The 13,242-nt window shown below is 56.8% G+C and carries 11 protein-coding genes and 1 other annotated feature; of the genes, 5 read left to right on the top strand and 6 right to left on the bottom strand.

Annotation, left to right across the window (positions count from 1 at the left end):
• Positions 1-12: 12 nt before the first annotated feature.
• The 6 genes from spoVAE to RT018_RS04970 all read right to left on the bottom strand — a co-directional run bounded on the left by spoVAE (position 13) and on the right by RT018_RS04970 (position 6,042).
• Positions 13-369, bottom strand: a complete 357-nt coding sequence (gene spoVAE / locus RT018_RS04995; RefSeq protein ID WP_312280864.1) for a stage V sporulation protein AE — start codon at positions 367-369, stop codon at positions 13-15.
• 87 nt (positions 370-456) lie between these two features.
• Positions 457-1,473 (bottom strand): stage V sporulation protein AD, encoded by a 1,017-nt coding sequence (gene spoVAD / locus RT018_RS04990; protein ID WP_312939825.1) that lies wholly within the window; start codon positions 1,471-1,473, stop codon positions 457-459.
• A gap of 191 nt (positions 1,474-1,664) precedes the next feature.
• Positions 1,665-2,408 carry a DUF554 domain-containing protein gene (locus RT018_RS04985; protein WP_312939823.1) on the bottom strand — a complete coding sequence of 248 codons (744 nt, stop codon included), beginning with the start codon at positions 2,406-2,408 and terminating at the stop codon, positions 1,665-1,667.
• A complete protein-coding gene (locus tag RT018_RS04980) occupies positions 2,402-3,139 on the bottom strand; it encodes a tRNA threonylcarbamoyladenosine dehydratase (RefSeq protein WP_312939821.1) in 738 nt (245 codons plus the stop codon). The genes RT018_RS04985 and RT018_RS04980 overlap by 7 nt, the downstream gene beginning before the upstream one ends.
• Before the next feature lie 78 nt (positions 3,140-3,217).
• Positions 3,218-4,792: a peptidylprolyl isomerase gene (locus tag RT018_RS04975; RefSeq protein WP_312939819.1), complete on the bottom strand. Its 1,575-nt coding sequence runs from the start codon at positions 4,790-4,792 to the stop codon at positions 3,218-3,220.
• A 392-nt stretch (positions 4,793-5,184) separates the two neighbouring features.
• The gene (locus tag RT018_RS04970) at positions 5,185-6,042 is read right to left on the bottom strand and encodes a chemotaxis protein CheW (RefSeq protein WP_312939817.1); all 858 of its coding nucleotides are present in this window, start codon (positions 6,040-6,042) and stop codon (positions 5,185-5,187) included.
• A gap of 242 nt (positions 6,043-6,284) precedes the next feature.
• Positions 6,285-6,509 (top strand) — a binding site (T-box leader).
• Between the two features lie 36 nt (positions 6,510-6,545).
• On the opposite strand from RT018_RS04970, the gene RT018_RS04965 reads away from it, so the two are divergent.
• The 5 genes from RT018_RS04965 to glyA form a co-directional block, all read left to right on the top strand.
• Entirely contained in the window at positions 6,546-7,130 is a 585-nt protein-coding gene (locus RT018_RS04965; RefSeq protein WP_312939815.1) for a hypothetical protein, read from the top strand.
• Between the two features lie 89 nt (positions 7,131-7,219).
• Positions 7,220-9,862, top strand: a complete 2,643-nt coding sequence (locus tag RT018_RS04960; RefSeq protein ID WP_312939814.1) for a valine--tRNA ligase — start codon at positions 7,220-7,222, stop codon at positions 9,860-9,862.
• A 326-nt stretch (positions 9,863-10,188) separates the two neighbouring features.
• Complete coding sequence (gene dinB, locus RT018_RS04955; RefSeq protein ID WP_312939812.1) at positions 10,189-11,400, top strand: DNA polymerase IV; 1,212 nt, start codon at positions 10,189-10,191, stop codon at positions 11,398-11,400.
• Positions 11,397-11,987, top strand: a complete 591-nt coding sequence (locus RT018_RS04950) for a 5-formyltetrahydrofolate cyclo-ligase (protein WP_312939811.1) — start codon at positions 11,397-11,399, stop codon at positions 11,985-11,987. Before dinB ends, RT018_RS04950 begins: the two co-directional genes overlap by 4 nt.
• A gap of 184 nt (positions 11,988-12,171) precedes the next feature.
• The coding region (glyA, locus tag RT018_RS04945) for a serine hydroxymethyltransferase (RefSeq protein ID WP_312939809.1) at positions 12,172-13,242 on the top strand (1,071 nt) is incomplete at its 3' end.

Genomic DNA, 13,242 nt, shown 5'->3' with positions numbered 1-13,242 from the left:
GCTTTTTTATACTTATCGTTTGTCTCCGGGGCGGAATAGTAGTGCCATCAGAGTGGCGAAGATCACGGCCGCAGCAATGCCGCCCGCCGTGGCGGTAAGCCCGCCGGTGAACACGCCCAGCCAGCCCTGCTCCGCCACCGCCTTCTCCACGCCCTTGGCCAAAGAGAAACCAAAGCCGGTAAGAGGCACCGTGGCTCCGGCGCCACCCCAGTCGGCAATCGGCTTATAAACGCCCACGGCCCCCAGCAGCACGCCCGCCACCACGTACCCGGTGAGAATGCGGGCGGGCGTAAGTTTTGTTTTGTCAATGAGAATTTGCCCGATGGCGCAGAGAATTCCGCCGCAGATAAATGCTTTTAAATAGTCCATAAAAACCTCCAACCGAGTTTTTCTCTCCCAGCTTTTCCATGTTTGCCCGAATTATGCGGAAGGCTGGCAGCCGGGAAAGAAAAAAGCCTAGCGCTCTGTGCAAAGGCACACCGCGTGGCACACACCGGGAATGGACTCCCCCTGAAAGCTGGAGGTGGGGGAGAGCAGCGCCCCGGTGGGGGCAAAGAGAATGCGCCGCCACTTTCCGGCCCGCAGTCCCGGCAAAAGATACCCGCACAGCACCGCCGCCGAGCAGCCGCAGCCGGAGGCGCCAGCGTGCATGTCTTGCTTTTCCCGGTCATAGAGCAACATGCCGCAATCCAGATAGTTTTTGCTCATATCCACGCCGTCCCGCTGGAAAAAGCCCCGGACGATGCTGTGGCCCAGCTCGCCTAAGTCGCCGGTAAGGATCAGGTCAAAGTCTGAGGGCTTTGTCTTTGTATCCTTGAAAAAAGCGGAAATGGTGTCGTAGGCGGCAGGCGCCATGGCCGCACCCATGTTATTCACATCGGTCACGCCCTTATCCACGATTTTGCCGCAGGTGACATGGGTGACAAAGGGGCCCTCTCCCTCGCGGCCCAGAATGCAGCAACCAGACGCGGTGGCGGTCCACTGTGCAGTGGGGGAACGCTGATTGCCGTAGGGAACGGGCATACGATATTGCCGTTCCGCCGTGCAGAAATGGGAGGAGGTGACTGCAGCGGCTCGCTCGGCAAAGCCGCCGTCAATGCTCATGGCCGCCATGGCCAGAGATTCCCCCATTGTGGAGCAGGCGCCGTACAGCCCAAAGAAGGGAATCTCAAATTCCCGCAGGCCAAAAGAAGTGCCGATGCACTGATTTAAAAGATCTCCGGCGAAAATATAATCCAAATCGCCAGCGTGCAACTTGGCCTTATCCAGGGCCGTTTGCACCGTTTTTTGCTGCATCCGGGATTCTGCCTTTTCCCATGTTTTTTCCCCCAGAAACGAGTCCTCGCACAATTCGTCGAAACAGGCCGCCAGCGGACCTTGCTTTTCCAGCTTTCCGCCGGTGGCGGCAAAGGAGAGGATGGATGGGGGAGAGTCCAGTCGGACAGTCCGCTGTCCAACGCGTTTTTTGCTCATATAAAAACACCGCCTTGTGATGATTTTCCATAGGTTGCCCCACTTGGATAAAAATTATTGCAAATACTTGCAGAGGAACTTCTGCTCTGGAACAATGGCGTGCAATAGAGTGTCACATAAAAAGCATGCAAAAAAAGGCCGTCGGGAGGTATTCTCCCGACGGCAAATTCGCATCGTAAAGGGTTGGCGTTTCAAAACAGAGCGGGGATGCATTCGCTCAGCCAGCAGAGCAGAATGGGCAGAAGGCAGGCCGGGGTCAAATTCATGACCTTAATTTTGGTGACGCCCAACAGATTCAGCGACAGGGCGATAATCAGCAACGACCCCACACAGGTCATCTCCGCCACGACCGCGTCCCCAAGCAATGGGGAAATGAGGGCTGCCAGCGCGGCAATGCTTCCTTGAAAGAGGAACACCGTGACAGCGGAAAAGGCCACGCCGACTCCTAGAGAGGAGGCGAAAATGACGGAGCTGATGCCGTCCAGCAGGGCTTTTGCAAATAAGGTGGAATGGTCGCCCGTCAGTCCGTCTTGCAGTGCACCCACAATCGACATGGCTCCAACGCAAAACAGAAGGCTTGCGGCGACAAATCCCTCTGAGACAGAAGAGGTACCGCCAGGAACTAGATGTTCCGTCTTCTTCTGTAACCAATCGCCCAGAGAGCGCATTTGTCGGTCCAGATCCAGCAGTTCCCCAAGCAACGCACCAAGCACCATGGAGAGAATGGCAATCAGCATGTTCTCCCCTTTTAGGGAACCGCTCAAACCGATATAGAGCACGCACAGAGCCACGCTCTTCATAACCATGTCCTGAAGCCGCTGCCCCAGCGCACTGCCATTCGCCATGGGCAGGTGCTTTGCAATCCGTGTCAAGCTCAGCCCGGCCACAGAGCCGACCAAAATGGCCAGTGTATTGACCGTTGTTCCAATCAGCATACCAACCCCTCCGTTTCTTCCAGCAGGCTGCGCACCACGGCACTGCCCAGCAGCAGTCCGGCGGTGGCCGGGACCCAGGGGTTGCTGGCGGGAACGCTGCGCCGCCCCGGCGGGGGTACTTCCATCTGGCGAACGGAGGAAGCTGGCTCCTCTGGGCTGAACACCACTGGAAGATGCCGGATACCCCGGTTCTTTAGCTCCCGACGCATCACGCGGGCCAGCGGGCAGCCGAAGGTTTTGGAAATGTCCTCAATTCGCAGCAGAGAGGGGTCCAGCTTGTTTCCGGTGCCCAGAGCTGAAATGAGAGGAATGTGCAGACGCAGCGCGGTTTCTGCCAAATCCAGCTTGCAGGACACAAGGTCGATGGCGTCCGCAATGTAGTCGTACCGGCAGCCCTCGGGAAAAAAACGGTTTCGGTTTTCGGCATTGTACAAAGCATGGATAGGGTGCATTTTCAGCCCGGGGTTGATATCCAATAGGCGTTCGGCCATGGCTTCCACCTTGGGGCGGCCCACGGTGGAATGAAGCGCTTCCAGCTGGCGGTTCAGGTTGGTGAGAGACACAGTGTCACTGTCGACCAGTGTCAGTTCGCCCACGCCGGCGCGGGCCAGACATTCTGCGGCATAGCTCCCCACCCCGCCAAGGCCCAGCAAAAGCACGTGGGCACGGGCAAGACGCTGTTGCCCATCCTGCCCCCAAAGCATTTCGTTGCGCAGAAATTGATGTTCCATAGTGTTTTCCTCTTATCTGTCTAAGTGTTCTTAAAAAAACACGGACCGGCTTTTGCCGGCCCGTGTTTCACGATGCAATTAGCTCGCGGACACGTATTTGACGCCGTCGGCAGTCTCGCCAGTATACCCGGCGATGACACCGTCGTACCATGTGCCAAAATCCTGATTCCGCAGGGTGCTGGTTGCCTGTACCTGCCAGTAGGGAAGGTTCTCGCCCACAAAGTACATGATGTGATAGCCGTAATCGGTTTCCACCACGCCGGTGTCTCCGGCTTTGCGGCTGGAATCAAAGCACCAGTCGTTGAAGGTGGGAACCATCTGGCCTTGATAAACCTGCTCGTACAACCCACCATTGGACTGAGAGCCTCCGTCCATGGTGTTTTCCTTGGCAAGCTGGGCAAAGGAATCCTCGGTGGCCGCACCTGCTGTCCACTGAGACAGAAGGTCCTCGGCCTTTCCCTTGGCCTCTTCTTTCAGCTTGGCCTGTTCTTCGTCATAGCCGTCCTCGCCCTGCGCAATCTTGCCGGCTTCGGGCTGGAGGAGGATGTGGCGCACGTTTACAGTCTTATAGTCCTGACGATAGCGCTGACCAAAAGACACCACGTAATAGGCGGCGTTATCCTCGTCGGCCAAAACGGCGGAGTCCCCAGCCTGACGACCGCTGTCAAACAACCAATCCATCAGCACGCCGGAGGAATAGGAACCGGCCTTGCCGTTGGTATAGGACATCTTGTCGTTGTCCTTCGCCAGATCGGACAGACTTTTTCCAGACTTGAAGCCGGAATACAACTCGTCGGCGGACTGCTTGGCCGCGTTCAAAGCGGCGGCGCTCTCCACCTCAGTGGGGTCCACGCTGTTTCCGTCAGCATCTATGGTAGCCTCGGCGGTGCCGCTGATGCGAACGCTCTGATAGTCCACCACATCATAGGCGTTGCGATTGGCGGCGTATTCGGCTTCCAACTCTTCGTCCGTATAGGTCAGGCTGTCGTTATGGCTTTTGGAAAAGTCGCTGGCCAAAATCACGCGCTTCATCTCTGCCTCGTAGACACTGCGGCTCATGGTCGAGCCGTACATCCTCTGGAGGTATTTGACAACGCTCAGATTGGCGGAGGCGGCAGTGGCGCTAAGAGATTCTTCGTTTGCATCGAACTGGGCTTGCATGGCATCGTTCCATACATAGCCCTCTTTCGTTGCCGCGTCGTTTAGTGCATAGATGGCGGACATCTGGTCAATAGCCTGATCAACAAAATAATCAAACCAGGTCTGTGTCTCGTCGCCGGGATAGGACTGAGAACGCAGGTCCTTACCGGTGTCCAGCCCCAGATAGGCGATATACGAGCTGTTCTGCTGGACAAAGTTCTGATAGATGTTTACGAAATAGTAGCTTAGCTGGGGTACTTTCACGTCTGCCAAAACGGTCTTTTCTGCGGAGGAAGAGCCGCTGGCGGCGGGGTCCTCCGCCGAGGCAAGCTGGGTATACAGTGTGGCGGCGGTGGCGTTTTTCTGGATAATGTTGGATTTCCATACAAGTACGGTTACCACCAGAAGGGCGAACAGGATGGCAATTACGGCGTACATAATGTTACTACGCCGGGCCTCCTTCTGTTGCTGCGCCTCCCGCGCGGTTCTGGAATGCTTATCATTTGCGCTCATTTTCGTTTCAGTCCTCTCAAAATCTTAAGTGAAGATGCGGGAAATCCCACGAATACACACCGACATATTATATAGGATAAACTGTGAAACTGCAAGTATAATTTCACGGATACGTACGGCGGGAAATTTGCCGTTTGTCGGATTTCTTCAGCATATACGGCGTGGCTGAAAGCAACCTGAAAAAATTGCCGTCCACTTGGCGGATTGTCGTGCTGGCCAATTATCTATTGGATTTGGCGGATATGCTCAATCACAATAAAAATTACGAAAGAGCAGAATGCAAAAACTGTTATTCTTAGTGGTATACCAATGAACTTTAAGAATGATCCGCTGTATAAGCAATACCGCCCCGCTGAACTCAGATTCAGCAGGGCGGCGCTTTTTAAAGCGTATTAACCCGCGGAGCCGGCGGCGCGAAGCGCGGACACCTCGTCACCTACCTGCAAAATATCGGGAAGGCTGAGTTCTAGAATCAGTTCGTCCTGACCGGGAGCACGGACCACACGCCGGATGTAGGGGGAACGGGTCATAAGCTGATTGTGCGCGCCCATCGTCTCCTCCTCCACCGTTTCCACGGACAACACCTCGTCCACCATCAGGCCAAGACTGGTGTCGCCGCTAAGTACCAGCACCATCTCGTGAAATTCCCGGATGCGGAAAATCACTTTGGCGTCTTCCAGCACACTGAGAACCTTTGGCATATAGCTGCCCCGGACCTCGGCTAACGTGGCATGCTTGCAGCTGTTCACGGCTTCGCGGTTCCCCGCCGCGTCGCACTGCTCCACCCGCAGGGCTGTTTCGTGGAGCCTGCGGTGAGGGTCCTCCATCTGGGCCAGATGGGAGGAAAGCTCCATACTGTCGGTTTTAAAGCTGTCATACCATTTGCCCAGCTTACATTTATGTGGGTCCGTGGCCAATGAAAAGGGTTCACCGGTTTCAATGGAGCGCTCCAATGCGGAAACCCAGTGAACGTGATCCTGCTTGCGCGCGTCCAGCATGGCGGTGAATTCCTCAAATTCATCCTGAAGGGATTGCAGCTTCAAAGCAGCGCGCAGATTGAACAGGGTGACGCTGCTGCCCCGGAGGGGGAAAATCCCGGAGATGTAGGGTGGCGCGTCCGGCACGGGGGTGTATTTCGGAAGCTCCATGATGGTGGAGACATAGCGGCTGTCTGCGCAATAGAGTCCTCCGTTCAGCCGGAACAGGATGGAAGGGCTTTGCACGCTGTCGTCTGCTTGATAAATGCTCATGCCAAAAAATTCCTTTCCTATAAGTATATTGAAGGGCCGAGCTCTTGAAAAATCATTTGAAAAGCGCGCCCAAAACGGGCGCGGACGGCGCGTCCCAGTTTGGTTACATCGCGGTTATTGTAACACAGAATCCGAACAATGCAAACACAAGAATCCCGCTGGGAAAAGATTTTCCGGCGATCTACACCCAATCTTGACAAAATGAGGCCACGCGGTTATACTAAACTGGATTTATAAATAGGAAAGCTGCGATGAGGAAAAGCAGTACCTGCGGACGGATGCAAAGAGAGGGGACGGACGGTGCAAGTTCCCGTGAAGTCAGCGGAGAAGTCGTTTCGGAGCATTGGCCTGAACAGCAAAAGTAAGGTCAACGGGACCTCCCGTTACAGAGGCAGGCGCATAGCGCCGGGAGAGTGCGGGAAATTCCCGAATTCAGGTGGTACCGCGGACGTTTGTTCGCCCTGAGCCGATCGGCTCAGGGCGATTTTTGTTTGGAGGGGTATATGGAGAGATTTGTATTCGACACGACCCAGGGCGCGGTGCTGGAGGCTGCGGAGGAGGCGGCGCTGATGGATTGGGTGCGGGTGCGAAGCAATGCGACGCGGGCCAGCGTTCCGGTTGGGGTGATGGCAGTGTGCTTCACGGTATATTCACTTGTGCAGAGGAACTGGGAGGCGGCGCTGTTCACGGTTTTGCTTGCGCTGATCATCATAGGCTTTTTCTGGCTTCCCATGCAGCGGGGCAGGAGGTTTCGGCAGGGAGTCCGGGAGGCGCGGGCCCGGTGGCTGGATTTGACCGACGCGGTGCGGGCAAGGCCCATGCGCTTTGTGTTTGAGGGGGACGACTGCCGGATGCTGGACGGAAAGGGCGAGGAAATCCGCCTGTGGAAAAGCATCCGAATGGGCGAGGTCCGGGAGAGCGACCTGATTTTTTGGATTCCGGCGGAGGATACCTCCGTTCTGCTGCATAAAAACGCCCTGACCGAGGGGGCGGAAGAAGCGTTTCGCAGATGGCTGAAGGCCCGCAGCAAGCGCTATCGCGTTTACCGCGTGACAGAGCGTTTGCGCCGGAGTATGGAGCGGGCATAAAGCTCCGGGGACGTGAAAGCGCGTCCCACTGTTTGAGGTAGCCTGTATCTGTATAGAATTCAGATATCTAAGTATGAGGAGAGCAAACCATGAAAAAAGAACTGCCGAAGGTATATGAGCCACAGCAGGTGGAGTCTCGCATCTATGAAAGCTGGATGGAGGGCCGCTGCTTTACGGCGGAGCCGGACCCTGAAAAGGAGCCGTTTTCCATTGTGATGCCGCCCCCAAACGTGACGGGTCAGCTCCACATGGGCCACGCGCTGGACGCGACCCTTCAGGATATCCTGACCCGCTTCAAGCGGATGCAGGGATATTCTGCTCTGTGGATTCCCGGCGTGGACCACGCGGGGATCGCCACCCAGATTAAGGTGGAGGAGGAGCTGCGGGAAAAAGAGGGCAAAACCCGGTACGACCTTGGCCGCGAGAAGTTTTTGGAACGGGTCTGGGCTTGGAAAGAGAGGTACGGCGACCGCATCGTAGAGCAGCAGAAGAAGATGGGCGTTTCCTGCGACTGGGATCGCTCCCGCTTCACCATGGACGAAACCTGCGCTCGCGCAGTGCGGGAGACCTTCTGCGACCTCTATGAAAAGGACATGATTTATAAAGGAAGCCGCATCATCAACTGGTGCCCCCACTGCACTACGGCTTTGTCCGATGCGGAGGTGGAGTATGTGGATAAGCCGGGTCACCTGTGGCACATCCGCTATCCTTTGGCGGATGGGTCCGGCGATCTGGTGGTGGCCACCACGCGGCCCGAAACCATGATGGGCGACACCGGCGTTGCCGTGAACCCGGAGGACGAGCGGTTCAAGCACCTGATCGGCAAGAACTGCATCCTGCCCATCATGAACCGGGAGATTCCCATTGTGGGGGACGAATACTGCGAAATCGGCTTCGGCACCGGTGCGGTGAAAATGACTCCCGCCCATGACCCCAACGACTTTGAAGTGGGTCTGCGGCATAATCTCGAGATCATCCGCTGCATCGCGGACGACGGAAGAATCAATGAAAACGGCGGCCCCTACAATGGGATGGACCGCTATGAGTGCCGCAAGGCCATCGTAAAGGACCTTGAGGAACAGGGCTATCTGGTGAAGACCGAGGATTACAGCCATAACGTGGGCACCTGCTACCGCTGCCACAACGATGTGGAGCCTCTGATTTCGGCCCAGTGGTTCGTGAAGATGGAGCCGCTTGCGAAGGAGGCCCTGCGGGTGGTACGGGACGGCGAGGTAAAGTTCGTCCCCGAGCGGTTTTCCAAGACCTATATCAACTGGATGGAAAACGTCCACGACTGGTGCATTTCCCGCCAGCTCTGGTGGGGCCATCAGATTCCCGCGTGGTACTGCGACGAGTGCGGCCACATCAATGTGGGACGGACGGACCCGGACAAGTGCGAACAGTGCGGCTGCACCCACCTGACCCGGGACCCGGACGTGCTGGACACATGGTTCTCCTCCGCGTTGTGGCCCTTCTCCACGTTGGGCTGGCCGGAAAAGACGGCGGATTTGAACTACTGGTACCCCACCTCCGTGATGGTCACGGGCTACGACATTATCTTCTTCTGGGTGGCCCGGATGATTTTCTCTGGCTGTGAGCAGATGAAGGAGATTCCCTTCCACACGGTTTTGATTCACGGTCTGGTCCGGGACGAAAAGGGGCGGAAAATGTCCAAGTCTCTGGGCAACGGCATCGACCCACTGGAGATGGCCCAGGCCTACGGTGCGGACGCGCTGCGCTTCAACCTGATCACCGGCAACAGCCCCGGAAACGACACCCGGTTCTACACCGAAAAGTGCGAGGCTATGCGGAACTTTGCAAATAAAATCTGGAATGCCTCCCGCTTTGTTCAGATGAACCTGAGCATTGATAGCTGCGCCCTTCCTGCCAATCTGGAGCAGGAGGACAAGTGGGTTTTGACCAAGCTGAACGGGCTGGTCAAGGAGGTCACGGAGAATCTGGATGCCTTTGAAATCGGTGTGGCTTCCGCCAAGGTGTATGACTTCATCTGGGACACCTATTGTGACTGGTATATCGAGCTGACCAAAACCCGCATGAACGGCGACGACGCTCAGAGTCGCCTTGCGGCGGAGAATGTGCTGTGCTATGTGCTGATTCAGGTGCTGAAGCTGCTGCATCCCTTCATGCCCTTCATTACGGAGGAAATCTGGCAGTCCCTGCCTCGGGAGGCAGGGGAAACCGGCGGCTTCCTGATGACCGCTCGCTGGCCCGTGTATGACGAGGCGCTGAACTTCCCCGCCGAGACGGAGGCGATGGAGGCGGTGATGGACACCATCCGCGCCATCCGCGCCCGCCGGTCGGAGATGAACGTGCCTCCCTCCAAAAAGACGGAGTTGGTTTTGAAGACCGATGAGCCGGAAATTTTCCAGAATGCGGTACACTTTATTACCCGCATGGCCTATGCCGAGCGCGTGAGCGTCTCCCCTCAGGCTCCGGAAACGCTGGACGGACTGGTGAGCATCGTCACCCGCAAGGCGGTGGCCTATATTCCGCTGGCGGAGCTGGTGGATGTGGCGGAGGAGCTGGCCCGCATTGCTCGGGAAAAGGAAAAGGCGGCCAACGGTCTGCGCATCACCGAGGGCAAGCTGAAAAACGAAAAGTTTGTGGCAAATGCACCCGAGGCCGTGGTCAATGTGGAGCGGGAGAAGATTGCCAAGTACAAGGAGTTAATTGCACGGCTGGAGGAATCCGAGCAGGCAATGAAGGGGTGAAAACGGCCCCATAACTCCGTGAGCGAAGTTTTGAGAGTTGATGCATCGCCTGCGGGCGGTGCGACACAAGGGCATGGGGAATTTGTTTCTCCATGCCCTTGAATTCTAGTCTTTTTCTCCGATCACACACGGGATGCAACTGAGCGGAGGACGACTTTTACTGCGTTCGGCCTGCTTTCGTAGAAAGTGGAGCCAGAGTGGGAGCGGGCAGTCCGACGTGGCAGGTGGAGTGAGATTGGACTTGCAAACGCGAACGTTTGTGCTACAATAAAGATGGAATACCAAATACCGCAAACGCGCTTTGGCGCAGGGAGGGGGGCGCCGCCATGGAGCGGGTGATTTTGCACTGCGATATGAACAGCTTTTATGCCTCGGTGGAGCTGTTGTCCCATCCGGAACTGCGAGACGCGCCGGTGGCGGTGTGCGGCGACCCCACGTCACGGCGGGGTATTGTGCTGGCAAAGAATGAGGCGGCGAAAAAATTCGGCGTGGTCACGGCGGAAACCATCTGGCAGGCGCGGAAAAAGTGCCCCGGGCTGGTGCTGCTGCCGCCCCATCACCATTTGTATCGGGAGTATTCCGACCGGGTCAACGCCATTTACGAGGAGTACACCGACTTGGTGGAGCCTTTCAGCGTGGATGAGAGTTGGCTGGATATGACCGGGTCACTTCATCTGCTGGGCGGAGACGGGCGAGCTGTGGCGGACGGGATCCGCGCCAGAGTGAAACAGGAACTGGGATTGACGGTGTCCGTGGGCGTGAGCTTCAACAAAGTGTTTGCAAAGCTGGGCAGCGATTACAAAAAACCAAATGCAACCACGGTGATTTCTCCTCAAAACTGGAAGGACTTTGTGTGGCCTCTTCCGGTGGAATCGCTGCTGTTCGTTGGAAAAACGGCGCAAGCCACTCTGGGGCAGTTTGGCGTGCGGACCATTGGGCAGTTGGCGGCCATGAATGTAGACCAACTGGAAACGCTAATGGGGAAGATGGGCCGTCAGCTCTACGAGTATGCAAACGGGTTGGAGCATGAGCCTGTGCGACCTCGAAGCGAACTGGAGCCGCCAAAATCCGTTGGCAGTGGGTCCACCTTTCAAAGAAACCTGACTTCCCAGAGGGAGGTGAGCGCGGCGTTGGCCTTGCTTTCCGACGAAGTGGCCATGCGTTTGCGCCGCTGCGGCATGTACGCGGGTGGAGTGGCAGTGACACTGCGCACGCCGGACTTTCAGGATCGATCCCGGCAAAAGCGCTTTGCTTCGCCCACCCATTTAATGCGGGAATTGGCGGATGGGGCCATGGAACTGCTGGACACCTTTTGGAAGTCGCCCGCACCCATCCGGATGCTCACCGTCACGGCCATCGCTCTGACGGAGGAGGCCGACGCCTATGAGCAGACGGATCTGCTGGATACCGCAGCGCCCCAGCGCGAAAAGCAGGAAAAATTGGAATCCGCCATAGATAAAATTCGAGGAAAATATGGCATGGGCGCAGTGCGCTTCGGCGCGATGAGCCTAGAAAAAAAGGAGGATACGCTGTCATGACGATTGCGGAAGAAAAACAGGAACTGCGGCTGAAGGTACGGGCGCAGGAGCGGGCGCTTTCAGTCCGCTACAAGGAGGAGTCCGACGCGGCGATTGCGGACCGCGTCCGCGCGCTGCCGGATTATCGGGAGGCCCACACCGTTTTCAGCTTTTTTGGCACCAAGCGGGAGATCAATACCCGCCCCATTTTGGAAGATGCATTGCGGGCAGGGAAGCGGCTGTGCCTGCCGCTTTGCACCGAGGTACCAGGGATTATGGAGCTGCGGGTGGTAAATTCCTTGGAAGATTTGGTCCCAGGAGCGTTCGGCATTCTGGAGCCGTCCACAAGCTGCCCAATTCTGACGCCCGACGAGGTGGACTTCGCGGTGCTGCCGTGCCTGAGCTGCGGACGGGCGGGCCGGAGACTAGGCCAGGGCGGCGGGTATTACGATCGGTTTTTGACCGCCTATCGGGGAAGCGCGGTGCTGCTGTGCCGGGAGGAGCTGCTCCACGAGGATATTCCCGTTGAGCCGCACGACATGCCGGTTCCATGGGTGGTGACGGAAAAGGGGCTGTACGAGGACGGCGTTCCCGCGCGGCTTGAGTGATTTTTTTAGATGCGGCGTGCGCACCGTTTATTTCCAATTTAACTGGAAAATAGTTTTAAACCGTCTTCACAAACGAAATTGCTTATGCTAAAATGTAAAATGGCCGGATATTATGGCAGGCCGTGTAAAAAATATGTTGACGAACGCATGTGGACAAATACACAATGATAAAGGAGACATTCAGATGGTGCACGAGACGATGGATTTTATTTCTAAGTATGATCCCGAGGTGGGTGCTTCTATTAAGGAAGAGTTCGCCCGTGAGCGCCGGAACATTGAGCTGATTGCCAGCGAAAACGTGGTCAGCGAGGCGGTCATGGCGGCGATGGGTACCTGCCTGACCAATAAATACGCCGAAGGATATCCCGGACACCGGTATTACGGCGGCTGCTACGCCGTGGACGTGACGGAGGAGATTGCCCGCAAGCGTGCTTGTGAGCTGTTTGGCTGCAATTATGCCAACGTTCAGCCCCACTCTGGGGCCAACGCCAATCTGGCCGCGTTTTTCGCGCTGGTCAAGCCTGGCGACACCGTGATGGGCATGAATCTGGCTCATGGCGGACACCTGAGCCATGGCAGCCCCGTGAACATTTCCGGAAAATATTTTAACATCATTCCCTACGGCTTGGACGAGGAGACGGAGCAGATCGACTATGACGCGCTCATCAAGCTGGCCGAAGAGCACAAGCCAAAGCTGATTGTGGCGGGCGCCTCCGCCTATCCCCGGTCCATTGACTTCAAGAAGTTCCGTGAGGCGGCCGACGCGGCGGGCGCGTATCTGATGGTGGACATGGCCCACATTGCAGGTCTGGTCGCAGCAGGGGAGCATCCCTCTCCCGTGCCCTATGCCGATGTGATTACCTCCACCACCCACAAGACCCTGCGGGGTCCCCGGGGCGGCCTGATCCTGTGCAACGACGAGGACATATACAAGAAAATCAACTCGGCTGTGTTCCCTGGCACACAGGGCGGCCCGCTGGAACACATCATCGCGGCAAAGGCCGTGAGTTTTGGCGAGGCGCTGCGTCCGGAGTTTAAGGAATATCAGAAGCAGGTGGTGAAAAACGCCAAGGCATTGGCCGAGGGGCTTATCAAAGAGGGCTTCCGCCTTGTTTCCGGCGGAACGGACAACCATTTGATGCTGGTGGACGTGCGCAACTTCCACATCACCGGCAAGGAGTTTGAGCATCGGCTGGACGAAGTGCAGATCACCGTCAATAAGAACGCTATCCCCAACCACCCGGAGAAGCCTTTT

Source organism: Oscillibacter sp. (genome assembly GCF_032060045.1).
Classification (GTDB): Bacteria; Bacillota; Clostridia; order Oscillospirales; family Oscillospiraceae; genus Oscillibacter.
Note: the sequence above shows the minus strand (reverse complement) of the source record. Positions and strands in the feature narration are given on the sequence as shown.